At 46.6% G+C, this 22400-nt stretch carries 27 protein-coding genes and 1 tRNA gene; 22 read left to right on the top strand and 6 right to left on the bottom strand.

The window, feature by feature from the left end:
- Position 1 precedes the first annotated feature (1 nt).
- From mreC to rodA, 4 genes are all read left to right on the top strand, one after another.
- Positions 2 to 880, top strand: a complete 879-nt coding sequence (gene mreC / locus DW657_RS10045) for a rod shape-determining protein MreC (RefSeq protein ID WP_089544051.1) — start codon at positions 2 to 4, stop codon at positions 878 to 880.
- A gap of 33 nt (positions 881 to 913) precedes the next feature.
- The gene (mreD, locus tag DW657_RS10040; protein WP_117661385.1) at positions 914 to 1414 is read left to right on the top strand and encodes a rod shape-determining protein MreD; all 501 of its coding nucleotides are present in this window, start codon (positions 914 to 916) and stop codon (positions 1412 to 1414) included.
- A 63-nt stretch (positions 1415 to 1477) separates the two neighbouring features.
- A complete protein-coding gene (gene mrdA / locus DW657_RS10035) occupies positions 1478 to 3328 on the top strand; it encodes a penicillin-binding protein 2 (RefSeq protein WP_118312403.1) in 1851 nt (616 codons plus the stop codon).
- 75 nt (positions 3329 to 3403) lie between these two features.
- The gene (gene rodA / locus DW657_RS10030; RefSeq protein WP_089544048.1) at positions 3404 to 4876 is read left to right on the top strand and encodes a rod shape-determining protein RodA; all 1473 of its coding nucleotides are present in this window, start codon (positions 3404 to 3406) and stop codon (positions 4874 to 4876) included.
- A 79-nt stretch (positions 4877 to 4955) separates the two neighbouring features.
- Here rodA and DW657_RS10025 read toward each other — a convergent pair whose 3' ends face one another.
- The 4 genes from DW657_RS10025 to DW657_RS10010 form a co-directional block, all read right to left on the bottom strand.
- On the bottom strand, positions 4956 to 5438 hold the full coding sequence (locus DW657_RS10025; RefSeq protein WP_089544047.1) for a gliding motility lipoprotein GldH: 483 nt from the start codon (positions 5436 to 5438) through the stop codon (positions 4956 to 4958).
- A gap of 2 nt (positions 5439 to 5440) precedes the next feature.
- Positions 5441 to 6796, bottom strand: coding sequence for a regulatory iron-sulfur-containing complex subunit RicT (gene ricT, locus DW657_RS10020; RefSeq protein ID WP_118312402.1), 1356 nt, complete (start codon positions 6794 to 6796; stop codon positions 5441 to 5443).
- A 63-nt stretch (positions 6797 to 6859) separates the two neighbouring features.
- The gene (locus tag DW657_RS10015) at positions 6860 to 7972 is read right to left on the bottom strand and encodes a DNA polymerase III subunit delta (RefSeq protein ID WP_117661381.1); all 1113 of its coding nucleotides are present in this window, start codon (positions 7970 to 7972) and stop codon (positions 6860 to 6862) included.
- Positions 7973 to 7985: 13 nt separating this feature from the next.
- Positions 7986 to 8942, bottom strand: coding sequence for a methylenetetrahydrofolate reductase (locus DW657_RS10010; protein ID WP_118312401.1), 957 nt, complete (start codon positions 8940 to 8942; stop codon positions 7986 to 7988).
- Between the two features lie 132 nt (positions 8943 to 9074).
- Here DW657_RS10010 and xylE point away from each other — a divergent pair, with 132 nt between their 5' ends.
- Complete coding sequence (gene xylE, locus DW657_RS10005; RefSeq protein ID WP_118312400.1) at positions 9075 to 10535, top strand: D-xylose transporter XylE; 1461 nt, start codon at positions 9075 to 9077, stop codon at positions 10533 to 10535.
- Between the two features lie 155 nt (positions 10536 to 10690).
- On the opposite strand, the gene DW657_RS10000 is transcribed toward xylE, so the two are convergent.
- Complete coding sequence (locus tag DW657_RS10000) at positions 10691 to 11347, bottom strand: DUF4840 domain-containing protein (protein ID WP_118312399.1); 657 nt, start codon at positions 11345 to 11347, stop codon at positions 10691 to 10693.
- 986 nt (positions 11348 to 12333) lie between these two features.
- Here DW657_RS10000 and DW657_RS09995 point away from each other — a divergent pair.
- From DW657_RS09995 to DW657_RS09965, 9 genes are all read left to right on the top strand, one after another.
- Positions 12334 to 12894, top strand: coding sequence for a hypothetical protein (locus DW657_RS09995; RefSeq protein WP_118312398.1), 561 nt, complete (start codon positions 12334 to 12336; stop codon positions 12892 to 12894).
- A gap of 84 nt (positions 12895 to 12978) precedes the next feature.
- Complete coding sequence (locus DW657_RS09990; RefSeq protein ID WP_118312397.1) at positions 12979 to 13188, top strand: hypothetical protein; 210 nt, start codon at positions 12979 to 12981, stop codon at positions 13186 to 13188.
- The gene (locus DW657_RS09985) at positions 13172 to 13960 is read left to right on the top strand and encodes a prohibitin family protein (RefSeq protein ID WP_118312396.1); all 789 of its coding nucleotides are present in this window, start codon (positions 13172 to 13174) and stop codon (positions 13958 to 13960) included. The genes DW657_RS09990 and DW657_RS09985 overlap by 17 nt, the downstream gene beginning before the upstream one ends.
- Before the next feature lie 43 nt (positions 13961 to 14003).
- Positions 14004 to 14249 carry a hypothetical protein gene (locus DW657_RS09980; RefSeq protein ID WP_118312395.1) on the top strand — a complete coding sequence of 82 codons (246 nt, stop codon included), beginning with the start codon at positions 14004 to 14006 and terminating at the stop codon, positions 14247 to 14249.
- A 20-nt stretch (positions 14250 to 14269) separates the two neighbouring features.
- Complete coding sequence (locus DW657_RS09975) at positions 14270 to 14554, top strand: hypothetical protein (protein WP_118312394.1); 285 nt, start codon at positions 14270 to 14272, stop codon at positions 14552 to 14554.
- A gap of 3 nt (positions 14555 to 14557) precedes the next feature.
- Complete coding sequence (locus DW657_RS18605; RefSeq protein WP_255415909.1) at positions 14558 to 14689, top strand: hypothetical protein; 132 nt, start codon at positions 14558 to 14560, stop codon at positions 14687 to 14689.
- 7 nt (positions 14690 to 14696) lie between these two features.
- Positions 14697 to 15347 carry a hypothetical protein gene (locus DW657_RS09970; protein ID WP_118312393.1) on the top strand — a complete coding sequence of 217 codons (651 nt, stop codon included), beginning with the start codon at positions 14697 to 14699 and terminating at the stop codon, positions 15345 to 15347.
- A gap of 3 nt (positions 15348 to 15350) precedes the next feature.
- Positions 15351 to 15506: a hypothetical protein gene (locus DW657_RS17785; RefSeq protein ID WP_158577349.1), complete on the top strand. Its 156-nt coding sequence runs from the start codon at positions 15351 to 15353 to the stop codon at positions 15504 to 15506.
- A gap of 6 nt (positions 15507 to 15512) precedes the next feature.
- Positions 15513 to 15818, top strand: coding sequence for a hypothetical protein (locus DW657_RS09965; RefSeq protein ID WP_118312392.1), 306 nt, complete (start codon positions 15513 to 15515; stop codon positions 15816 to 15818).
- 396 nt (positions 15819 to 16214) lie between these two features.
- Here DW657_RS09965 and DW657_RS09960 read toward each other — a convergent pair whose 3' ends face one another.
- Complete coding sequence (locus tag DW657_RS09960; RefSeq protein WP_118312391.1) at positions 16215 to 16589, bottom strand: helix-turn-helix transcriptional regulator; 375 nt, start codon at positions 16587 to 16589, stop codon at positions 16215 to 16217.
- A gap of 165 nt (positions 16590 to 16754) precedes the next feature.
- Between DW657_RS09960 and DW657_RS09955 the strand changes: the two genes are divergently transcribed.
- From DW657_RS09955 to DW657_RS09925, 8 genes are all read left to right on the top strand, one after another.
- Positions 16755 to 16964: a hypothetical protein gene (locus DW657_RS09955; RefSeq protein ID WP_118312390.1), complete on the top strand. Its 210-nt coding sequence runs from the start codon at positions 16755 to 16757 to the stop codon at positions 16962 to 16964.
- Between the two features lie 524 nt (positions 16965 to 17488).
- Positions 17489 to 17598, top strand: a tRNA-OTHER gene (locus tag DW657_RS17780).
- 153 nt (positions 17599 to 17751) lie between these two features.
- Positions 17752 to 17943, top strand: a complete 192-nt coding sequence (locus DW657_RS17775) for a hypothetical protein (protein ID WP_118312389.1) — start codon at positions 17752 to 17754, stop codon at positions 17941 to 17943.
- Positions 17944 to 17958: 15 nt separating this feature from the next.
- Entirely contained in the window at positions 17959 to 18468 is a 510-nt protein-coding gene (locus DW657_RS09945; protein ID WP_118312388.1) for a recombination protein NinG, read from the top strand.
- Positions 18469 to 18475: 7 nt separating this feature from the next.
- Complete coding sequence (locus tag DW657_RS09940) at positions 18476 to 18994, top strand: hypothetical protein (protein ID WP_118312387.1); 519 nt, start codon at positions 18476 to 18478, stop codon at positions 18992 to 18994.
- A 98-nt stretch (positions 18995 to 19092) separates the two neighbouring features.
- Positions 19093 to 19416, top strand: a complete 324-nt coding sequence (locus DW657_RS09935; protein WP_118312386.1) for a hypothetical protein — start codon at positions 19093 to 19095, stop codon at positions 19414 to 19416.
- A complete protein-coding gene (locus tag DW657_RS09930) occupies positions 19388 to 21409 on the top strand; it encodes an AAA family ATPase (RefSeq protein ID WP_118312385.1) in 2022 nt (673 codons plus the stop codon). Before DW657_RS09935 ends, DW657_RS09930 begins: the two co-directional genes overlap by 29 nt.
- A gap of 30 nt (positions 21410 to 21439) precedes the next feature.
- Positions 21440 to 22342: a recombinase RecT gene (locus DW657_RS09925; protein ID WP_118312384.1), complete on the top strand. Its 903-nt coding sequence runs from the start codon at positions 21440 to 21442 to the stop codon at positions 22340 to 22342.
- Positions 22343 to 22400: the final 58 nt, after the last annotated feature.

Here is a 22400-nt window from a genome sequence, read left to right as displayed (position 1 = left end):
TATGCACAACCTTTTAGAGTTTTTGCAGAAATACAACCATTGGTTTGTCTTCGTGATTCTGGAGGTGGTGAGCATGGTGCTTCTGTTCCAGTATAACAGCTACCAGGGCAGTGCGTGGTTTTCTACAGCCAATGCCGTGACGGGCAAGATCTATGAATGGGATGCCAACGTGGAGACTTTCTTCTCCCTGACCAAGGTGAACCAGGAGCTTACCCAGCGGAATGCCTATCTGGAGCAGCAGGTGCAGCAGCTGAGCGACAGCCTCTATGGGGTAACCAAGGATAGTGCCATCTATCACCGCGACCAGTTTGCGCTGCTTCAGAATTACCGACTCATCCCTGCCAAGGTGGTGGCCAACAGCCTGGACAAGCCAGACAACCTGATTACCATCGACAAGGGTAGCGCTGACGGCATCCATAAGGATATGGGTGTGATAAGCGGTACCGGAGTGGTGGGCATCGTGTATCTCGTAGCTCAGCATTACAGCATCGTGATACCAGTGCTCAACGTGAAGTCGAATATCAGTTGTACCATCCAGGGCAGAGGCTATTTCGGCTATCTGCGATGGAAGGGTGGCGTTTCGGAACTGGCATATCTGGAAGAGGTGCCACGCCATGCCCACTTCAAGCTGGGCGACTACGTAGTAACGAGTGGCTATTCGGCTGTGTTCCCTCCGGGAGTAAGAGTAGGCAAGATTCTGCACGTGTTTAATTCTGCTGATGGATTGTCGTATAGAGTACAGTTGAGACTTTCTACCGACTTTGCCCGTCTGCGTGATGTCTGCGTCATCGATGATGCCGTGATGAAGGAACGCCTTCAGATTATGCGTGCTGCACAGGATAGTATCATGCCCGACGGCAATGCCAAAGGTAAAAATTAAAAGATCATAGTAAGAGGAGATATATAAGTAGCAATGAGTATAGATTTGATAAAACGACTCGGCATCTTCGTGGTGCTTGTGCTGGTGCAGGGATTGGTATTCAACCATATCCACTTGTTCAACTGCGCCACCCCCTTGCTGTATATTCTCATGGTGCTCCATTTCCGCAGAAACCACCCACGCTGGTCGGTGATGCTGTGGAGCTTCATGATGGGACTTTGTATCGACGTGTTTGCCAATACGCCGGGAGTAGCTGCAGCTTCGATGACCTTCATCGGACTGCTTCAGCCTTATCTTTTCGAACTCTTCGTGCCAAGAGACAGTGCCGACGACCTGGAGCCGTCCATGCGCACCATCGGTGTCGGTTCGTATGTTCTCTACACGTTGGTTATCGTACTCGTTTATAATCTGGTATTCTTTACTTTGGAGACCTTCAATTTCTTCAATTGGATGGAGTGGCTCCTCCGCATCGGTGGCGGTACAGCCATCACGATGCTGCTCATCATGGCATTGGAGAGCTTCCGCAAGGGATAGAACCTTGCTGCAAGACAGAGAACAGTAAAAGATCAAACAAAAAATTTCAGCTATATATATAATATGGTGGATTACAATCTTGATAAGCGTAAGTATGTGATTGGTGGTGTGGCTATAGCAATTGTAGTCATATACGCCATTCGTCTCTTTACGCTTCAGATTATGAGTGAGGATTATAAGAAGAATGCCGATTCCAATGCCTTCCTGAAGCAGATAGAGTTTCCTTCGCGTGGCGCTATCTACGACAGAAACGGCAAGCTGATGGTGTATAATTCGCCTTCCTATGATATCATGGTGGTGATGAAGGAGCAGGAGGGACGTCTGGATACGATGGACTTCTGCAACTCCCTGGGCATTACCAAGGAGGCTTTCGAGAAGCGAATGGAGACCATCAAGGACAGAAACAAGAATCCCGGTTACTCGCGATATACCCAGCAGCTCTTCATGAGTCAGCTTTCTGACAAGGACTTCAGCGTCTTCCAGGAGAAGATGTTCCGGTTCCCCGGTTTCTATGTGCAGAAGCGAAGCGTGAGAGAATATGTCTATCCATACGCTGCCCATGTACTGGGAGATGTGGGTGAGGTTTCGCCAAGCGATATAGAGGAAGATGACTACTATCAGCCGGGTGACTATATCGGTAAGCTGGGACTGGAGAAGCATTACGAGAAGGAGCTCCGAGGTACCAAGGGCGTGAAGATTATGCTTCGCGATGCCCGGGGAAGAATACAGGGAAGCTACCAGAATGGAAAGCTCGACCAGCGACCTGTTGCCGGTAAGGACCTGACGCTGGGTATCGATGTCAACCTCCAGGCGCTGGGCGAAAGACTGCTGCAGGGCAAGATAGGAAGTATCGTTGCCATCGACCCAAGAGACGGGTCGGTGCTGGCGATGGTTTCTTCTCCTACCTATGATCCGCGCCGACTGGTGGGTAAGAATAGAGGAAAGATGCACAAGTGGCTCTCGCAGAACCCTTGGAAACCGCTCCTGAACCGTAGTATCATGGGACAGTATCCTCCGGGTTCTACCTTCAAGACCTCCCAGGCGCTGACCTATCTTACCGAGGGAATCATCACTCCGGGCACAGCCTTTCCATGTAATCACGGCTTCTCTTACAGAGGTCTGCATGTGGGATGTCATGGTCACCCGTCGCCTATTGCGCTGGTGGATGCCATCAGTACTTCCTGTAACGGTTACTTCTGCTGGGGACTTTATTATATGATAGGCAACAAGAAAAAGTATGGCTCGGTGCAGAATGCGATGACCGTATGGAAAGACTATATGGTGAGTATGGGATTCGGCTATAAGCTGGGTATCGATTTGCCGGGTGAGAAGAGAGGTCTGATTCCTAATGCACAGTTCTATGACAAGGCCTACAAGGGCTCCTGGAACGGATTGACCGTCATCAGTATCTCTATCGGACAGGGTGAGGTGAACCTCACTCCTCTGCAGATTGCCAATCTGGGTGCCACCATCGCCAACCGAGGCTATTACTATGTGCCTCACGTAGTGCGTAAGGTGCAGGGCGAACCGCTCGATACGCTTTATACCCGCCGTCATTACACCAAGGCTTCGAAGCGAGCCTATGACTATGTGGTGGCTGGTATGAGAAGTTCGGCACTGAAGGGTACCTGTAAGATGCTCTCCCGTTACGACTTCGAGGCTTGCGGCAAGACCGGTACGGCTCAGAACCGTGGTCACGACCACTCTGTATTCATGGGCTTTGCTCCGATGAACAATCCGAGAATCGCCATCGCCGTGTATGTGGAGAATGGTGGATGGGGTGCCGACTACGGTGTGCCTATCGGAGGTTTGATGATGGAGCAGTATCTGAAAGGCAAGCTTTCTCCTGCTTCTGAAAGTCAGGCGGCACAGATGCAGGCACGAAGAATTGCCTACGGCTCTAGTAGCAGATAATATACTGAAGTTTCAAATCAAAACTGCAGTTTCTATCCTGAGACTGCAGTTTCAATTCATTGAATAATAAAGACAATGGCTCAATCAGATAATAAACAACCAGCTGGTATTCTCCGTTCGCTCGACTGGTGGACCATCGGCATCTATCTGGCATTGCTCTGCTTCGGCTGGATCAGTGTCTGCGGTGCCAGCTATACCTATGGCGACAACGATATCTTCAGTCTGGGTGCCCGTTCGGGTATGCAGATTATATGGATAGGTACCTCCATCGCGCTGGGCTTCGTCATCCTGATGATGGACGACCGTTTTTTCGATACTTTCGCCTACGTGATCTATGCCGTGCTGATATTGCTGCTTTTTGCCACGATATTCAATCCGCATAGCATCAAGGGTTCGCACTCCTGGCTGGTGCTGGGACCGCTGCGACTGCAGCCTGCCGAGTTCGGTAAGTTTGCTACGGCGCTGGCTGTGGCGAAGTTTATGTGCAGCTATGGATTCAATATCCATAAGATGAAGCATTTCATGGCGGCTATGGGCATCATCATTTTGCCTATGATATGTATCGTGGGACAGCGCGAGACGGGTTCGGCATTGGTATATTCCGCCTTCTTCCTGATGCTTTACCGCGAGGGAATGCCGGGTGCCATCCTCTTTACCGGAGTCTCGATGGTGGTTTACTTTGTGGTGGGTATCAAGTACGAGAACGTGACGATGTGGGATACCTACACCTCGGTGGGAAAGTTCACGGTGCTGCTGCTGGTGCAGATCTTCACGGCAGGACTGGTGAACAGCTATACGGGCAACAGGAAGCATGCTCTCATCATCCTGTGCTACTCGGTGGGCATCACGCTTATCTTTGCACTCTTCTCCACCTACATCATTCCGTTTGACATCGTATGGGTGCAGCTGCTGCTCTGTGCGGTGATGATTGGATTCCTGGTGTATCACGGTCTGAGGACCCGCTTCCGCAACTATTTCCTGATTTCGATATTCGCAATGGGAAGTATTGCCTTCTTCTACAGTGCCGATTACGTGCTGAACAACGTGATGGAACCTCACCAGCGAGTGCGTATCAATGTGTTGTTGGGATTGGACGAAGACCTGGCGGGTGCCGGATATAATGTGCATCAGAGTGAGATAGCCATCGGTTCGGGTGGCTTGCAGGGAAAGGGATTCCTGAACGGAACCCAGACCAAGCTGAAGTTCGTGCCTGAGCAGGATACCGACTTCATCTTCTGTACGGTAGGAGAGGAGGAAGGATTCCTGGGGTCGGCAGGCGTATTGCTGCTCTTCCTGATGTTGATATTGAGATTGATACATCTGGCGGAGCGACAACCTTTCAAGTTCGGACGAATATACGGCTATTGTGTGCTTTCGGTATTCCTGTTCCACCTATTTATTAATGTGGGAATGGTGCTGGGACTGACGCCGGTAATCGGTATTCCGCTTCCATTCTTCAGTTATGGAGGTAGTTCGCTCTGGGGCTTTACCATCCTGCTTTTCATCTTCCTGCGTATTGATGCCGGAAGAAACCTGGTAAGAAGCTAGATCTGGTAGCATAAGAAGCAGGATATTCCATATTGAAAGCAGATTTTACAGCATAAAAAAATGACCAGTGAGATACGTCTCATTGGTCATTTTTCGTTATTTTCACTCCGATGTCGCTTACACCCGGAAGAATTTCTCGCTTCATATCATGGCGGATGGCGATATGGATGGAATCGCCTCTGTTTATCTTATAGATATTGATAGGGAAGTTGTACTGATAGTAGCTGATGCCCTGTCCCTTGTTCTCGCCATGCTGGTTGATGAGCTGGCAGAGTAGGGTATCAGTCTTCTCGATACGCTTGCCCTTGTTGGCAGGGTAGATGGTCTGGTTCACGATGAGTGTCAATGCCGTAAACGGATAGGCACCCGTGGTTCTCAGACCCAGGCTCTGCCGGTAATAGCCGGTGGCAGCCATCGGAGGGATTTCGAACGATAGGGTATCGTTCTTCTCCCATCCTGCAATCGGCGTGTGGGCATATTCATCATATACCTTGGCATGATTGCAAGCGCTGAAGGCTATGGTTGCCACCAGTATGAAAACGAAATGAATCAGTCTTTTCATTTTTACTTCTTGTCCTCCTGTGGCTTGTTATTCTCGCCCTGCTGCGGCTTGTTATTCTCGCCCTGCTGAGGCTTGTTATTATTGCCTTGCTGAGGCTTATTGTTATTGCCCTGTTGAGGTCTGTTTCCCTGCTGGCGAGGTCCCTTGTTTCTATTATCCCTATTGCGGTTATTGCCGTTTGGCTGACGGTTATCTCCCTTCTCTGAACGGTTGCCGTTTGGCTGGCGGTTATCTCCCTTTTCCGGGCGGTTCGCATTACGGTTCTTGTTCTTCTTCTTTTTCTTCGCCTTGTCGAATCGGCTGAGATCAGACTCATTGAGCAGGTCGATGCTCTTGGAAGTTTCCTTCACCTTGCCATTCTCCATCAGGCTGAGCGGTTTCTCGCCCTGTTTATTCATCTCGATGATTTCCTTGGCACGTTCTGCTGTGATGGTCTCCAGGTTGGAAGCTATGTTCTTGTCAGAAGAGTAGGTGATGAGTCCGGCAAGGATATCTACCTTGAACTGATGGAACTCGCCGTCGGCAGTCTGAAGCACGGCATCCTTAGGTGGCATCTTTCGGCTTGCCTCTACATAGTTATCTACCTCGTAGTTGAGGCAGCACTTCAGTTTGGCGCACATGCCAGCCAACTTCTGAGGGTTGAGCGAGATGTCCTGGTAGCGTGCAGCATTGGTGCTCACACTTACGAAGTTCTTCATCCAGGTAGCGCAGCAGAGCTCTCTGCCGCAAGGACCGGTACCGCCGATACGGCCAGCCTCCTGACGTGCACCAATCTGCTTCATCTCGATACGGACATGGAAGGTATCGGCAAGTACCTTGATGAGCTGGCGGAAATCTACACGCTCATCAGCGATATAGTAGAAGATGGCCTTGTTGCCATCGCCCTGATACTCCACGTCGCCGATTTTCATCTTCAGGCCCAGGTCCTTGGCTATCTGACGGCTCTGGATCATGGTGTCGTGTTCGCGGCTCTTGGCTTCCTTTGCCTTGTCGAGGTCCACCTGCTTGGCAAGTCGGTAGATGCGCTTGATGTCATCCTGCGACTTGAGGTTTGCCTTCTTGATCTGCAGTTTTACCAGTCGGCCGGTTAATGTTACTACACCCACGTCGTGACCCGGGTTAGCCTCTACAGCCACGATGTCGCCCTTCTTGAGGTCGAGGTTGTTAACATTGTGATAATATCCCTTTCTGGTATTTTTAAATTGCACTTCCACCAGGTCGGTGCTCTCAGCGTTTCCTGGCACATCGGCTAGCCAGTCGTATGTGTTGAGCTGTCGGTCCTGTCGTCCCACAGCCTTGCAGCATAGACCTCTATCGCAGCCATTCCACATTTTGAATTTCATATTTTTATAATCCACGATGTATTCTATTTTATTATTTATTGATTAATATATATTGCCCTTTCGGGGGATGTATTTCCTTTATTTTCTGATGAGCAGAACGATATTCTTCAGCGCCAGGTCGAAGAACACGATTTTCGGGTTGGCATTCTGGGCGATGAATCGCTTGCTTTCCTCGAAGAGATTGGAGATGTCGATGATATTCGCCTCGTTGATGAATCGGGCGAAGTTCCTGGCGAAATTCTCCTCCTCCTGTGTCATATAACTGAGTTCCGGCTGACGGAAATTATACATGAAACTCTCGCGTAGCATGTGCATGAAGTAATCAAGCATTCGCTTCTGCTTCTCTCTGCCGAAGGTGGCAACCACCTCGCTCCACTTCTTCAAATCGTGGATGTTGCGCATATAGGAGAGGCGCATCAGCATGATGAACATATCCAGATGCTGGCGGTTTTCATTGCCAGAGTCCAGCTCCTCCAATGCATGGTTCCAGTTGCCGTTGGCGATTCGGGCGATGCGGTGGGCAGATTCTGCATCCAGCGCTCTTCGTTCTATGAGCGCTTTCTCCACCTCGGAAGTTTCAATCTTCTTCAGGTCGATACGCTGTGCACGGCTTCTGATGGTTTCGAGCAGGAGTTCCGGCTGTTCGCTAACCAGGAGGAAGAGTGTCTGATGAGGCGGCTCTTCCAGCAGTTTCAATATCTTGTTGGCACTCGTGAGGTTCATACGCTCCGGCAACCATATCAGACTGATCTTGTATCCGCCCTGACTCGACATCATGCTCAGTTCTCTCGAAAGATTGTCGGTCTCATCGGCGGTGATGATTGCCTGCTTGTTGAAGTCGGCATCAGTCTTGCCCATGCGCTGCATCCAGTCGCTGATCAGCACATACGGACCTTCCTGGAGGAGCATCTCACGCCATTCTTTCATAAAGTCGAGACTTACGGGCGTATGGTCGCCGCTCATCTCGGATGTCTTGATGGTAGGGAAGGTGAAGTGCAGGTCGGGATGCTCCCATTTTCTCAGCATCGGGGAATCGCCCAGCAGATAGCTGGCAAAAGCCAGCGCCACTGCCAGTTTTCCACAACCTTGTGGACCGCAGAACATCAGTGCATGAGGCACACGATTCTCCTGAACCATCTCCATCAGACGGTTCCATATATCTTGCTGACCTATCACTTCACTATTTAACATTGAACTTTGAACTTTAAAATAAAATTTTAGCTATTTGTTTCACGCTATCCACTGCCGAAACGGTGAAGAAATGGATATGATTGTATCCGTGATCGAAGAGATCTTTCACCTGGGCAGTCGTCCACTCGATACCGAGTGCCTTGGCATCTTCATCGCTCTTGCACTTCAAAACCTCCTGCGCCAGAGCTTCCGGGATGTCGCAATGGAAGGTCTTTGGTACCATGGTGAGCTGACTCAGCTTGGCGAATGGCTTCAGCGCCGGAACGATAGGGATGGTGATGCCCATCTGGCGAGCCTTCTCTATGAAAGCATAGAATTTCTCGTTGTCGTAGAAGAGCTGGGTGATGGCATAGTCAGCGCCCAACTGCTGCTTCTCCAGGAGATGCTGCATGTCCATCTCCAGATTGGGAGCCTCTTCGTGCTTCTCCGGATAGCAGGCTACGCCACAGCAGAATTTCTCACCCGGATGCTTGATCGGGGTGCCGTCGAAGAAGAAACCGTCGTTGAACTGGTTTACTTGCTTCAGCAGGTCGGTGGCGTTGGTATGACCGTTTTCTGTTGGAGTAAACTGTCGGTCTTCCTTCGCCTTGTCGCCTCTCAGCACAAGGATATTGCTGATGCCCAGAAACTGGAGATCGAGCAATTCGTATTCGATGTCTTCCTTCGTGGCACCGCTACAGATGACGTGAGGGATGACAGGGATGTCGTACTTATTCTGGATTGCGCCTGCGATGGCAACGGTGCCAGGGCGGCGACGCACACGCTGACGAGTGAGGAGACCGTTTTCCAGTTCCTTGTAAACATACTCGCTGTGGTGTGTGGTAATGTTGATAAACCGTGGGTCGAAGTCCTTGAGGCTGTCGATGGTGCGGAAGAGAGCCGCAGTGCCATTACCCTTGAGAGGTGGCAAAACCTCGAAAGAGAAGCCTCTTTTGTCGCCCTTCTGATGTAAGAATTCTGCGATGTTCATATTACGTAATATCTATGTTCTCTTATTTTGGTTGCAAATTTACAAAAAAAATAGGGGAAAAGCGCAGAATATGCGTATTATTTTAAAATAAACAGATAAAAATATAAAAATAAACAAATAACCTATAGTAAAATGGAACAACAACAAACGGGCTCTAAGGTCTATCTTTTCTCGATTGTGATGGTCGCCGTATTGGGTGGCTTGCTTTTCGGTTACGATACCGCAGTGATATCAGGTGCCGAGAAGGGTTTGCAGGCATTCTTCAAGGGTGCCGGTGATTTCGAATACACCGATGTGATGCACGGATTCACTTCTTCCAGTGCGCTGATCGGCTGTATCATCGGTAGTTCGCTTTCTGGTCTTTTCGCCAGCAGACTGGGTCGCAAGCGCTCGCTCATCTTTGCGGGTGTCTGCTTCTTCCTCTCAGCCTGGGGATCCATGGAACCGGAATCTTATCTCCTGCCTCAGGGACGTGCCGACTGGACGTTGCTGGTGGTATTCAACTTCTATCGTGTGCTGGGTGGTATCGGTGTAGGTATGGCTTCAGCCATCTGTCCGATGTATATCGGCGAAATCGCTCCGAGCAATATGCGCGGTATGCTGGTGAGCTGCAATCAGTTTGCCATCATCTTCGGTCAGCTGGTGGTTTACTTCGTCAATTTCATCATCATGGGTTCCCATGCCAATCCTATCTACGATGCTGCGGGTGCCATCGCCAATATGGTGGATGCGCAGTGGACCATCGAGACGGGTTGGAGATATATGTTTGGTAGCGAGATGGTTCCGGCAGGACTATTCACCTTCCTGATCTGCTTCGTACCTGAGACTCCTCGTTATCTCGTGATGATCGGACAGGACGAGAAGGCATACGGCGTGCTTGCCAAGATCAATGGTTCTGAGAAGGCACGCGAGATTATCCACGATATCAAGAATACGGTGACCGTGAAGACCGAGAAGCTCTTCTCCTATGGCTTTATGTGTATCTTTGTGGGCGTGATGCTTTCTGTATTCCAGCAGGCTGTGGGTATCAATGCGGTGCTCTATTATGCGCCTCGTATCTTCCAGGATATGGGAATGGGTAATCCGATGGTTCAGACCGTCATCATGGGTGTTGTGAATATCTCGTTTACGCTGGTAGCCGTCTTTACGGTAGAAAAGCTGGGTCGCAAGCCATTGCTTATCTTTGGTTCCATCGGTATGGCAGCAGGAGCCTTGGGCGTAGCCTTGACCTTTGGAAATGAAGCCTTGAGTACGGTTACCATGCTGAGTATCATGGTATATAGTGCCAGCTTTATGTTCTCCTGGGGACCTATTGCCTGGGTGCTTATCGCCGAGCTTTTCCCGAATACCATCCGTGGTGCGGCTGTGGCGATTGCCGTAGCTTTCCAGTGGATATTCAACTTCATCGTCAGCTCTACCTTCGTACCGATGTTTAATATGCACCTGACTCCTGGTGATGATTTCGGTCATTGGTTTACCTATGGTCTGTATGGTGCCATCTGTATCGTTGCAGCTTTCTTCGTATGGAAGCTGGTACCTGAAACCAAGGGCAAGAGCTTGGAGGATATGAGCAAGCTCTGGAAGAAAGATTAGAATGAAAAAGTAAGGCGCGATAGCAGGAGAGCTATTGCGCCTTTTATGTAGTTTTCACGCTGAGTGATAAATTCAGACCATATATTTGTAAGTTGTTTGTATTTAAAAGAGTATTAACTTAATTTCTTGAATTTGAATTCTCTAGCCCTCTCTTCTTACTTCTTCCATGCGTTGCGGAAGAGGAAACCTACTGTGGTGTTAGCAGAGTTGGTTGAGTTCTGGATGAAGTTGGTCTGGTTGCCATCCACCCAGATCTGATAGAGTGCGAACTGGAAGCCCAGCTGTCTTGGCTCCTTGAGTGTGCAGTAGCCGTAATACATCTGGCTAGGGATGAAAACAAGCACTACCTTGTGACTCTTGTTGTCTGTGCCATAAGCCAGATTCAACTCGACAGCATTAGGGCAAGCAATGAAGTAAGCTACTTCAGAAGTACTGTTTGGCATTACATTATACTTGCACTTGATGGTTCTTGGAGTCACCTTGGCGATGGCGGCAGCCAAATCCTTGTTATTGATGTGCTCTGCGAGTGCAGCCACAGGGAAGTTGGTCATTGTCATGGTGCTGTCGCCGTACATGCTGATGCTGCAAGATGATGCAACAGAGTCAACCTGATTTTTTACGTTGGCATCATTCTTCTTTTCGTAGAGAATGGTCATGTTGTTGTATGAACCCAATGACATAGCTTGCTGGAAGCTCTTCTGCTGCTCAAGGGTCAGGAAGTTCATACCGCTGTCACCGTCAGTATTACAAGAGGTGAATGACATAGCTGCAAAGAGTACAGCCAGGATTGAGAATAATGTAATTTTCTTCATTGTCTTATGAAATTTTATTTTTGTCTTTTGTTATTTTTGTCTTATGAAATTTTATTTTATTCTAATTTTTTGTTTCTATGTGGGAATCTTTCCGGCACCTTTTGGTATCCGAGGGCATTTTTGCCCTACATTCCATTATATAAAACGCAGAACAGCAAGAATCTTGCATCTGTTTTTAGTTAATGAGAGTTAAAAGAATCCACCTCCCCGAACCATATACGAAAAAAGGACTTCCCTTATTGGAAAGTCCTTTTCTGAGACTGTGACTCGCATGGGGTCACAATACATTTTATCTTACAGCCTAACAATCAGCTACTTACTTTCCTAATGCAAAGATAATGATAACTTTTTTATAACACAAATTTTTAGGTAGTTTTCTTTGATATTTATACGTTTTAAAAATAAGAAAAGTTATGTAAGTAGTTAAAAACCAACAAGATACAAGCTTTTTGTATTCCTTCTCAGTTAAAGAGTGTATAAAAACTTGGATGTTTATCTATGATTGTGTACTTTTGCACTCGTCAATGTGACGATTGATACAAGAACTTCGATATATAGACCTGATTCAATAGGTTCAATATATAAATCACGAAATCCCTAGGTCGGCGTCACACGACTTGGGGATTTTTATTTTCCCCGAGTTTTTTTGGCAAGACATACGAGGTTTCATCAGTATCGTCCTCTTCGGTTTACCTGCCGATATATAAAACGACCCTAACTTAGAACGATATATCCCTCTAGCCCTGCTCTGAGCAACCAGTCTCAACAGGCAACGCACGACCAAAAGGTTTACACTGGGATGAAGAAGGCTTGCGGAATGGCTTTTCTGTATCTAGGTAAGACTTTTGATATTTGGTACCATTTAGGTAGGTAAATATATAATTATATAAAACCAAATTTCAAGTCGGTCAATCCTCGCTTCCTAGTGGAGTGCGGAAAAGACTGGAGTGTACCCTATAATGAACATTGAACTAAAATTATAGATTATGAACAAGAAACTTAGATTGCTGGTGACTGCAAAGTGTCACAACAAGTGCCCAATGTGCTGCAACAACCAGTTCGATATTGAGAAGATTCCGGTTGTTGACAGATTCGACTACGATGAGATTAGTATCACTGGTGGAGAACCGCTTCTGCCGGATTGCAACGGAAAGACAATGTGGCTTGCTCACGGAATCAGAAACGTATTCCATACGCTCGGAATCCCTGCACCTAGACTTTTCCTCTATACGGCATGGGTTGATTACAGAACACTCCGCAATCGCAGCTATGACTTCGACGGAATCTGTCTCACGCTCCACAGCAAGCCCGATGTGGTAAAGTTCGTTGAAATGAACGATGTGATGCTTAGGCACAAGAGAAATAGATGGCAGGACAGAGGTTTCAATCCCGACTGTTCACTTCGTCTCAACCTCTTCGCAGACATGAAGGCTCTTCTGCCTAAGGACATAGACCTTTCACTATGGAAGGTGAAAGAAATGGAGTGGATAAAGGATTGTCCGGTACCCGAAGGCGAGGATTTCAGACGTATAGCTAAATTGTTCTAGGTTATGTTCAAGTTATTCATAATAATCTCTCTTTGCGTTACCATATCGCAGCTGAGAGAGAGATAAAAGATAAATTATAGGCTTATGAAGAAAATCAAGTGGAAGGTTGTAGCGTTTGTGAGTTGGGTGCTCATGACGTTTCTTGTGATAGATGCTTGCTTTGAAGCAGTTAACAAGGCTAATACGATAGTGAACATTATGGGCATTCTCGGAATTAACCTTTGGATATTGATTTCAGTTGCGACAAATTGTTTAACATTCAAAAATAAGAAAGACAATGAAAAGAAAGATTAATCATTTGTGTGTGTTTATGCTGCTCGGTGCAGTGTTGTTTTCGACTACCTCTTGTAGTGAGCGTGTAGATGCAGGCTCTGAGGGTATCTTGGTGAACCTCTATGGTTCCGACAAGGGAGTAGATGATGTGAGTCTCGTTACGGGGCGTGTATGGTACAATCCTTTCACCGAGGAGGTGTACGAGTACCCTACCTATGTTCAGACTATCGACTATCCTGCATTCACCATCAACGCCAAGGATGGCTCGGAGTTCACCGTGGATCCTACCGTATCACTGAAGATGGTTGACGGCAATGCTCCAAGAGTATTCAAGAAGTACCGCAAGGGGCTGGACGATATTGTGAATGGTACTTTGTTCAACTACGTGAAGGATGCTTTCCGCATTCAGCTGAACAAATACACAACTGACCAAATCGTGAGCAATCGTGATTTGGTAGAGAAAGCCATTGAAGCCCAACTTAGCAAGGCTCTCGCCAAGGAACATTTCCACCTAGAGCAGCTTACTTCTGGTTTGAAATATCCAAGCTCGATTGTTGAAGCTGTCAATCAGAAGAATAAAGCCATTCAGGAAGCGCAGCGTGCTCTCAATGAGGTAGCCGTAAAGAAAGCAGAAGCAGAGAAGATGCTTGTGCAGGCAAAGGCTGAGCGTGAAGCGAATGAGTTGAAGACTGCTTCTCTTACTCCTGCTATCTTGCAGAAGATGTGGATTGAGAAGTGGGATGGCAAGTTGCCAGTATATGGCAATGTTCCTCAGATGATGATGGTGAAGTAAGCTAATTGCCCTCTCTTCGGAGAGGGCTTTTAAATATAGGCTTATGGTTGGAAGAAGTGAAATTCGCAAGAAAGGTGTTTGTCATGAATCCTGCTGGGTGTATATCTGTATGTATGGCAAGAAGCGTGAGAAGCTATGTAGCTTCAGTTGCGTTGAAACTGGCAAGCCCTGCCGGAGCTACATCAACGTGTATTGGAAAATTCCTCGTTACAGACATTATCACAAGATAAAGCCGGAATTTCCAACCACGCTTGATGCCTGGAAGAAAAGATTCGAGTCCAAATTTTAAAACAAATAACAAACAAGATTATGGAAAAGGTATTTAAACAGATAGACAAGATTGTTACCATCGTAAAAGTCTTGTGCATGGAGGGTAAAATCCAAAAGCAGACTTATGATGAGATTATATTATCCCTTGTGGACATGAAAGATGAGCTAAACAAGTTCACCATCACGGACCCTACTTCGGGCAAATCATTCAGCGGCATGGAGCAGTTTGTGAACGAGAGCATCAACTATACCGACTCTCAAACTATGCGCGAAGAGTTGTATAGAAGAGGTCCTAATGTTGATAATGTTAAGAAGGAGGGCTAGCGCATGACTGAAATGGAAGAAGTCAAGCTTGCGGCATACAATAACTACAAGCGACACATGAGAGTGTTTGGCAAGGGAAAGGATATTCTTTCCTTTGCCGAGTGGGAAAAGAAAGCGTGTGAACAATTAAAATAATAGTGTTATGGCAATAGTAAACGTAGATTTGAGTGAGTACGATGCAATACGCAAGCGTAACTCAGAGTTGGAAGAGCAGGTTAAGGAGTTGAAAAAGTTGAATGATTCCTTGAAGCAGGGTGCAAAGGTGATTCTTCGTAAGGAGACGGTTGTTGAGGTAAATGTGCCTCGCCCAAGGTATGGGAGATTTGAGCCAGGCTTCGATATGGAAGAAAAGCCAACCACGAGACGCACAATCGAGTCTTCTGAGTCTTACGTTAACTTCGAAGACGTCCGCTTGAAGGTTGAGAACGCTATGCAGAATGAGGTAAAGCGTAGTATCTACGACAGAGATTGCGAAAGACGAGCTTATGCTGATGAGAAAAATAAGCTTGACGGCAAGTACAACGGAATGAAGGCTGACCTCAAAAAGACGTACGAAAAGAAGGAAAAGGACTTGGAAGCTGTTTATCAAGACAAGGAGCGTGATTTGCGTGAAAAGTACGCAAGTATGACCGGTGAATTTGAAGCCAAGAGACTTCGCATTCTCAACAAGCTTCCAAAGATTGCTACTATGGCAACAGACTTGCGTGATGAATTGAATAAGTGCTTCTTCAAGCCTAAGCTTGCCATTAAGCTGGCGAACGATATTATTGATTTTTCAATCAAGAAGGAATAGTGTATGGACAGACTAACAAAGGCAATGGATAAGTATTTGTCCGATGCTACAAAGGTAACAGAGCAGCAAATGGTAAATTCCAAACTTGCTTCCAAGGCACTAGATATGGCTGAGCATCGTAAACGATTGTTGATTCTGAAAGCAAGAATGTTAAAATAAAAGGTTATGATTACACAAGAGACTTACGAAGCTTTGAAGGATGCTAGAAATAAACTCAAAAATTGGAAGGGTGATACTAAGAAGATTCTTTTCGAGGGGCAAGCACAAGACCTCTACGACCTTCTAGATACTACTATCCGAGAGTTTGATGATGAGAACGAAATGACCAATGTTCCCGATAGTATTTTCTTGGTTATAGGAGAAGATACGCCCGAGGATGCTGATTTCGATGAGTTGGATGAGGTGACTTGGAGTAAGGTGCGAGTATCTTACAAGGATATTGAATATACTAGAAAGAAGTATAGCGTATGAAAATTAGAAGTGCCAAGAAGATTCTGAATATTATGAAGAGAGGAACGGATGAACGTTACTTCGATTCAGAAGATGGAATCAAAGAAGATAGTAGGTTTCTTCCTAGATTTTGATATCTGTACAAAAAAGCTGTAGTCAGATGGAATAAGGCAAATGCCCCTAGTGCTAACGTCAGTTTGTTTCGTGCAATTTTGAGAAATTCAAAGGAGTGCAGTCGTTGTAAGTATTATGAAGGTAATGAGTTTGTCGGCAGATGTATTAAACTTCATGTTGATGCAGAAAGCAACGATTGGTGTGCAGGAGCGTTTTTTGTCAAAAAGTGAGGTGGATATGACCTAGCATTAGTAAAACGAAAAAGCAGGGCACTAGGCTCTGCTTTTTTCGTATCTATAGGTATCAGCCTACAAGACTCTTGCGTTCATCAGCTATCTTTCCGTTGTTCTTCTCCAGGAGTATATCACGAAGCTCCTTGGTGATGCCCTCTTGTACGAGCAGCTTGACCTTTGCTTCTGCCAGCTCCTTCAAGAGCGCTTCATCGGTAGGCTTGTCTTCCTCATAGAACATGGTCCCCTTGCCTCGCAGAAGCCAATCTGCCGACACGTCTATGTATGTGGACAGAATCCTATCCACAAACTCTAATGACGGCTCCTTTGTACCATTCAAATAGTTGTTCGTAGCAGCTGGTTTTGCACCTATTGCTTCTGCAAACCCTCTGTTAGACAGTCTGTAATGGTCTCTTATCACATTGATTCTGTCTCTTAATCCTTCCATAGTTATATGTTTATAAATGTGTAAATAGATAAATTAAATATAAAATAATGCCTATACACTTGGCTAATTGCCTATAATTGTATATCTTTGCATCCGTGATTCAGACAACGATTCATCGTTTCTTTATCATTTAATGTTTTACGTGTGCAAAGATAATAAAAAAGTATGGATAAAGTGGTATATAAACCGAAAATTTTGGTTAGAAAATCAAAAATCGGCAAAATAGCTAAGTCAGTCGGCTGCTGCAATGCGGCAGTTTACGCAGCAATAGCATATAAGACAAACAGCAAGTTAGCAGTCGATATTCGAAATGTTACTTGCAATAGGTTTGGTGGTGTCCTCGTCAAGAAGTACCCCGAACTTGTGGAAGATTAAAGGAAGCCGTTCGGCTTTTAGATAAAAGTTGTGATTTAAAGCTAAGCCCCCATCCTGCGTGAGCAGGGTGGAGGTTATCTGGATGGATTTCATTCCTATTTTATATTAGTAATATACATAATTTTAAATTAAATTTTGCTTAGGCATTCTCGTTCGTGAGAATAGGAGTGCCAATCGGGTTTGAGCCAGTCTGCTCGGTAGTAGACTAGGAGACCCTAGGCGCCAGTCGGCAATTTAGCAGGTTTTCTAGCAAGGGCGTTCAACTCGCCCCAAGCCCACACAAGTTTTTGTGTTTTGTTATTATAAAATGGCAATCGCAAAGCTATCCCATTGTCCCTTTGGTGGGCATACGATCATTGACTTATTGGAAAAATTAAGCTGAAGGATATTAAGTCTTTATATAGGGTAAGCGAGGACGAAAGTAGAATAATAACTGATTGCTTGTTAGTATTGCAAAAATCCTTCGCAAGCCCGAGCGGTGAGCATGGCTCTTAAATTCGTGGTAGCGCACGATGCCGCTATATTGCAGAATAGCTCAGTTGGTTAGAGCAGGCACGTAACATAATGAGTAAACCCTTAACATATTCTTATCAACCGTGCGACCTGGTCGTGGGTTCGAGTCCCACTTCTGCAACTTTTTATTTTTCATATTTAATCAGAATTAATAATAAGCCCCCCCTGTTGCAGCGGCAACATATTGGGCGGAATTTGAGTTTTTTATCATGTCATGGTTCCTGCCAGTCCGTGAGGATAGGCAGGTTATCTTCAAACTTAAAAACAATAGCGTATGCTTCAATTATTCACGACTCGGTCCTATCAAGAGCGAGTGGAAGATATATACAAACAGCTCGAAAGGAATCCGTGGTGTCCGCTGGAGATTTTCGAGCTGAAAATCAGAAAGATTAATATGCTCAACTCACGTATCAAGAATCTCGCAGCAGATATGGGACGCGAAGAGGGCAAGTACAATACACTATAATATATATAATAAGGTATGGTATTAAGAAGATACAAGCCCCTGAAAAGGACTCCAATAAAGAAGACTCCTTGGGATAAGCCCAAGAAGGAGCAGGAAAAGAAGAAGGCTAAGGCTGGTCTCAGCAAGAGCAAGCTGAGGGATAAGCTTGATGCCGTCTTTTCCAAATATATCCGGCTGAAATACTCAGACGATAGAGGTAATTGCCGTTGCATCAGTTGCGGCAAGGTCTTCTATTGGAAGGATATTCAGAATGGGCATTATATGTCAAGACGATATATGTCCACCCGATTCAGCGAAGACAACTGCCGACCGCAGTGTATATCTTGCAACATCTTCAATCAAGGTAATATTCAGATGTACCGCCGAGCGCTTATCAAGCAGATTGGCGAACAGAGAGTTGACTTGATAGAGGTTCGGGCAAAGCAGGAATTCAAAAACTGGTCTTTGTTTGAGTATAAGGCTATGATAGACTTCTATCAGAAGGAAGTGGATAAGCTTCTTGAAGAGAAACATTTAACAGAATAGATTGCATATGAGTAAATTCGGTACAAAGATTAAAGTAGAGTTAGTGACGCATGGTTGTTTTCCAAAAAAGGCGTATGAGACGGATGCCGCTTACGACCTTCATGTAGCAAAGGATATGGAGGTAGCTCCTTACGCTCGCTATTACGTTCCGCTCGGGTTCAAGATTCAGCTTCCGACCAATGTGAAGATGCTGATCCAGCCACGCAGCGGTATGTCGGGCAAAGGCATGCAGCTGGATGTGTACTTCCCTTCTTGGATGAAGGGCGGTCGCTTGGGCAAGGTAAGAGAGAATCTTGATGTGATTCTAGGCTTGATAGATTGCGGATATGGCGAAGAAGTCCACGTAATCGTGAAGTCGGGCAGGTGGAAATGGAAGAATCGCATTTTGCGACTCCTCGGTTTCAAGTTCGTTCTCCCTTATAGCTGGCGCATTTGCCAGGGTGCCTTCACCTACGTTCCAGATGTCAACTTGGAACCTGGCAAGGTAACCGGTACAAGAAAAGGATTAGGTTCAACAGATAGTTAGTTCGTTGATTGTTTTCATACAATGTGTTTTCCTGCCCATTTCTCGGGTAGCAACCGGGCGTGGGCAGGTTTTTAGAAAGGAAATCAAGAAAGGAAATCATGAGCAGAAAGAATATCAGACAAAATTACTTCAACCAAATCAGAAAGGTTACTGAGGAGGTTGACAAGGCTGGAGAGCACGGCAAGCATTTCCGCTGCATCATCCTTATGGGTGATGCCAGCACCAAGCAGGGCTTCTCCTTTCTCCACGCCTCAGATGGAGATTTACAGCAGCTTCTTCTTCAAGCTATGCGCAACAGCAATGCATTCACCTATGCAGCCGCTTGCGCATTCGAAGCTTACGATAAGGAGTTAAGAGGTAAAGACAAACAAGAACAAAATAACGAGAATACAGATGAAACAGATTCAGTTCAAGAAGCTTAGACTTCTCAATTTTTGCGGCATTCGCAATGCTGAGTACGAGTTTGGTGATGAACTCACCATCATCAAGGGAAAGAACGGATTGGGTAAGAGTACCATCGCAAATGCCATTTTCTACACCCTCTTCGGCAAGGACATCAACGGCAATTCGCTCGACATCAAGACGTTCGACAAAGACCACAACATCATCCGTGAGATTCCTCATGAGGTGGAGCTTACGGTTAGAGTCCACTGTATTGGCGAAGAAGGAGCCTCGAATCAAGTAATTATCTTGAAGCGCAAGCTGACAGATTCATGGGATGTTGACAAGTGTACAAATACATATAAGTACTTCGTGAATGGCGATATTTGCACCGCAAACGATTACTGCAACGTTGTGGATTCTATCTGCCCCTATGACGCTTTCCGTCTCTGTTCTTCATCCAGACATTTCGTTTGCCTTTCTTGGCAGGAGCAGCGCAACAAGTTGCAGGCACTCGTCGGCAATATCAGCACCGATGATATTACACAGGGCGACGAGAAGTTTGATTTCGTGGTCGAAGCCCTCAGGAAGCAGGACATCGACAAGTACGTTCATCACCTCAAGTACTCTCGCAATGAGGTGCAGGACCAGCTTGATTCCGTGCCTATCCGCCTTGAAGAGTTGAATAAGTCACTGCCCAAAGCGCAGGATTGGGAAGCCTTGGCTACCGAGAAGGCTCAGCTCAACGAGAAACTTGTAGAACTCGCCAACAAAATTCAGGAGATTCGCACTGGCGGAGCCGACAAGGTGCGCCTTGATGCCATCCGCAAGAAGATAGACTTTGCCGAGAAGCGCAAGCGTAACATGGAGCAGAGTGCCATGAATCTCGCTACCGAGCAGGCTACCAAACATCAGAGCGATGTGATTACTGCCAATATCGCAGCAACGAAGGCGCAGAGTCTGGTTGATGATCTGAAAGCAACGATGAGGGGCTATACAGAATCGGAGATTCACGCCAAGGACAAGAAGGAAGAGTGTGAGCGCAAGGTGGCGGATATCAACAACCGGCTTGATGAACTCTCCAAATCCCGATGGAGCTGGAATGCCGAGGATGGCATCTGTCCTCATTGCGGTCAGCCGCTTCCGGCAGAAGATGTTGAGCGCATCAAGAAGGAATCCAAGGATCGCTTCAATGAACACAAGTCTAACGCATCGAAGAAGATTCAAGAGGAGTTCAACGGCATTCAGCAGGAATATACCGATGCAAAGAATATCCTTGAGAAGCTTGACAACGACCGAATGGTTACAACCAACCAACTGGTGAAGGCTAACAAGACCCTCAAGGAAGCTGAGGGCAAGAAACGGGAGGTGGATGCCGAGAAGCCGAAGACCTACGAACAGATTCTTGCCGAGAAGGAAGAGTATCAGCAGGTAGTGAAGGAACTTGCCGACTTGCAGGCTGAACTCGACAAACCATCCGAGACGGAAGAGACCTCCAAGATGCTCACTGAACTCGAAAAGGAGCGTGAGCCTATCGGAATCCGATACAACGAGGTGCTTGAATTGCTTGGCAAAAAGGAAGCCTTCGACCGCATCACCGCTCGCATTGCTGAGATTAACGAGGATAAGTTGACCTATCGGGCTCAGCTCGATGAACTTGACAAGCAGCTTGATGTGGTAAGAGAGTACAATCAGAAGACAGATCAGCTTCTCGAAGACCGAGTAAACGAGCATTTCCGCTTCGTGAAATGGTCTATGTTCAAAACCAACCTTAAAGGCGAGCGTGAAGCCACATGCGAGTGCTATCACGATGGTGTGCCATACCGCCGACTCAACACGGCTGCAAAGGTGAATGCAGGAATCGACATTGCCTACACCTTCGCCAAGTATAACGAGATTGAGGTGCCAATGCTGCTCGACGAGTGCGAGAGCGTGAACCACCCAATTTGTCGTGGCGGTCAGCAGATCAGAATGGTAGTAACAACCGATGATAAGTTGAAGTTTGAATATCCATCCCTTGCGGTTATGGAGTAAAATAAGTAGAATTTATTAAAAATATAAATCATGGCAGAAACAGCAGTAGCAAAGCAGCCTTCACAGAAGGCACTAGCAGTAAAGAACTTCCAGGCGGTAATGAACAATAGTTATTACCAGACCCTTTTGCAGAACACCTTGAAGGAGAACAAGGGAACCTTCACCACCAGTTTGATGGAGCTGGCAACATCAGATGAAAAGCTTCTCCAGTGTGCACCGAATGCGTTGATGGCAGAGGCGCTGAAGGCAGCATCCCTGCATCTTCCGCTCAACAAACAGTTGGGGCAGTGCTATATCCTTCCTTTCAAGATTCATGGCGTGATGACTCCTACACTGGTAGTGGGAACCAAGGGTTATCTCCAGCTGACAATGCGTACCGGCAAATACGAGACCATCAACTCCGATGTAGTATATGAGGGCGAGCTGAAAGGCTACGACAAGGTGACCGGCAATCTCGACTTGTCGGGCGTCCGTACATCAAATGTTCCTATCGGCTACTTCGCCTACATGAAGATGAAGAACGGATTTTCCAAGCTTCTCTATATGTCGCTTGATGAAGTCTGTCTCTATGCCAAGCAGTATAGCCCTACCGTCAAGTTCAACGACAAGGTTACACCGGACACCTTGAAGGAACTGGCATTAAAGCAGGCTGCATCGGGAGTAAGTGATGGAGTGGGGTGGAATTCCAACTTCGAGAGTATGGCGCTGAAGACCGTGCTGAGAAGACTCCTCTCAAAATGGGGTGAGCTTTCCATCGAGAATAACGACATTCTCAACATAGACGAAGCTCCTTCTGCCGAACAGCAGCGAGACGAGGAGTTTGCCGAGGCAAAGGAAGTACTCGTGGTTGATGCTGAGACTGGTGGAATCAAGCAGCCAGCTGGCGAGGATCCAGAGGCTCAGACCGAAACCAAGAAGTTTAAGTTGAGCTAGTATGAACGCCTTCGGGCATAATGTTATTAATCAATACTCTGTTAATTCTTATGTAATC

Origin of the sequence: Prevotella sp. AM23-5, assembly GCF_003473645.1 — a bacterium.
Classification (GTDB): Bacteria; Bacteroidota; Bacteroidia; order Bacteroidales; family Bacteroidaceae; genus Prevotella; species Prevotella copri_A.
The sequence above is the reverse complement of the archived record's forward strand: the minus strand, read 5'-3'. Positions and strand labels throughout refer to the sequence as shown.

Excerpts from the sequence above, each read along its gene's own strand:
- DW657_RS09970 (WP_118312393.1), top strand. The coding sequence starts at position 14,697 with ATGGCAATAGTAAACGTAGATTTGAGTGAGTACGATGCAATACGCAAG.
- DW657_RS09960 (WP_118312391.1), bottom strand. The coding sequence starts at position 16,589 with ATGGAAGGATTAAGAGACAGAATCAATGTGATAAGAGACCATTACAGA.
- xylE (WP_118312400.1), top strand. The coding sequence starts at position 9,075 with ATGGAACAACAACAAACGGGCTCTAAGGTCTATCTTTTCTCGATTGTG.
- DW657_RS09940 (WP_118312387.1), top strand. The coding sequence starts at position 18,476 with ATGAGTAAATTCGGTACAAAGATTAAAGTAGAGTTAGTGACGCATGGT.
- DW657_RS10025 (WP_089544047.1), bottom strand. The coding sequence starts at position 5,438 with ATGAAAAGACTGATTCATTTCGTTTTCATACTGGTGGCAACCATAGCC.
- mrdA (WP_118312403.1), top strand. The coding sequence starts at position 1,478 with ATGGTGGATTACAATCTTGATAAGCGTAAGTATGTGATTGGTGGTGTG.
- DW657_RS09975 (WP_118312394.1), top strand. The coding sequence starts at position 14,270 with ATGGAAAAGGTATTTAAACAGATAGACAAGATTGTTACCATCGTAAAA.
- DW657_RS09935 (WP_118312386.1), top strand. The coding sequence starts at position 19,093 with ATGAGCAGAAAGAATATCAGACAAAATTACTTCAACCAAATCAGAAAG.
- DW657_RS17775 (WP_118312389.1), top strand. The coding sequence starts at position 17,752 with ATGCTTCAATTATTCACGACTCGGTCCTATCAAGAGCGAGTGGAAGAT.
- rodA (WP_089544048.1), top strand. The coding sequence starts at position 3,404 with ATGGCTCAATCAGATAATAAACAACCAGCTGGTATTCTCCGTTCGCTC.
- DW657_RS10010 (WP_118312401.1), bottom strand. The coding sequence starts at position 8,942 with ATGAACATCGCAGAATTCTTACATCAGAAGGGCGACAAAAGAGGCTTC.
- DW657_RS09945 (WP_118312388.1), top strand. The coding sequence starts at position 17,959 with ATGGTATTAAGAAGATACAAGCCCCTGAAAAGGACTCCAATAAAGAAG.
- DW657_RS09985 (WP_118312396.1), top strand. The coding sequence starts at position 13,172 with ATGAAAAGAAAGATTAATCATTTGTGTGTGTTTATGCTGCTCGGTGCA.
- DW657_RS09930 (WP_118312385.1), top strand. The coding sequence starts at position 19,388 with ATGAAACAGATTCAGTTCAAGAAGCTTAGACTTCTCAATTTTTGCGGC.
- DW657_RS10000 (WP_118312399.1), bottom strand. The coding sequence starts at position 11,347 with ATGAAGAAAATTACATTATTCTCAATCCTGGCTGTACTCTTTGCAGCT.
- DW657_RS09990 (WP_118312397.1), top strand. The coding sequence starts at position 12,979 with ATGAAGAAAATCAAGTGGAAGGTTGTAGCGTTTGTGAGTTGGGTGCTC.
- mreC (WP_089544051.1), top strand. The coding sequence starts at position 2 with ATGCACAACCTTTTAGAGTTTTTGCAGAAATACAACCATTGGTTTGTC.
- DW657_RS10015 (WP_117661381.1), bottom strand. The coding sequence starts at position 7,972 with ATGTTAAATAGTGAAGTGATAGGTCAGCAAGATATATGGAACCGTCTG.
- DW657_RS09955 (WP_118312390.1), top strand. The coding sequence starts at position 16,755 with ATGGATAAAGTGGTATATAAACCGAAAATTTTGGTTAGAAAATCAAAA.
- mreD (WP_117661385.1), top strand. The coding sequence starts at position 914 with ATGAGTATAGATTTGATAAAACGACTCGGCATCTTCGTGGTGCTTGTG.
- DW657_RS09925 (WP_118312384.1), top strand. The coding sequence starts at position 21,440 with ATGGCAGAAACAGCAGTAGCAAAGCAGCCTTCACAGAAGGCACTAGCA.
- DW657_RS17785 (WP_158577349.1), top strand. The coding sequence starts at position 15,351 with ATGGACAGACTAACAAAGGCAATGGATAAGTATTTGTCCGATGCTACA.
- DW657_RS09980 (WP_118312395.1), top strand. The coding sequence starts at position 14,004 with ATGGTTGGAAGAAGTGAAATTCGCAAGAAAGGTGTTTGTCATGAATCC.
- DW657_RS18605 (WP_255415909.1), top strand. The coding sequence starts at position 14,558 with ATGACTGAAATGGAAGAAGTCAAGCTTGCGGCATACAATAACTACAAG.
- DW657_RS09995 (WP_118312398.1), top strand. The coding sequence starts at position 12,334 with ATGAACAAGAAACTTAGATTGCTGGTGACTGCAAAGTGTCACAACAAG.
- DW657_RS09965 (WP_118312392.1), top strand. The coding sequence starts at position 15,513 with ATGATTACACAAGAGACTTACGAAGCTTTGAAGGATGCTAGAAATAAA.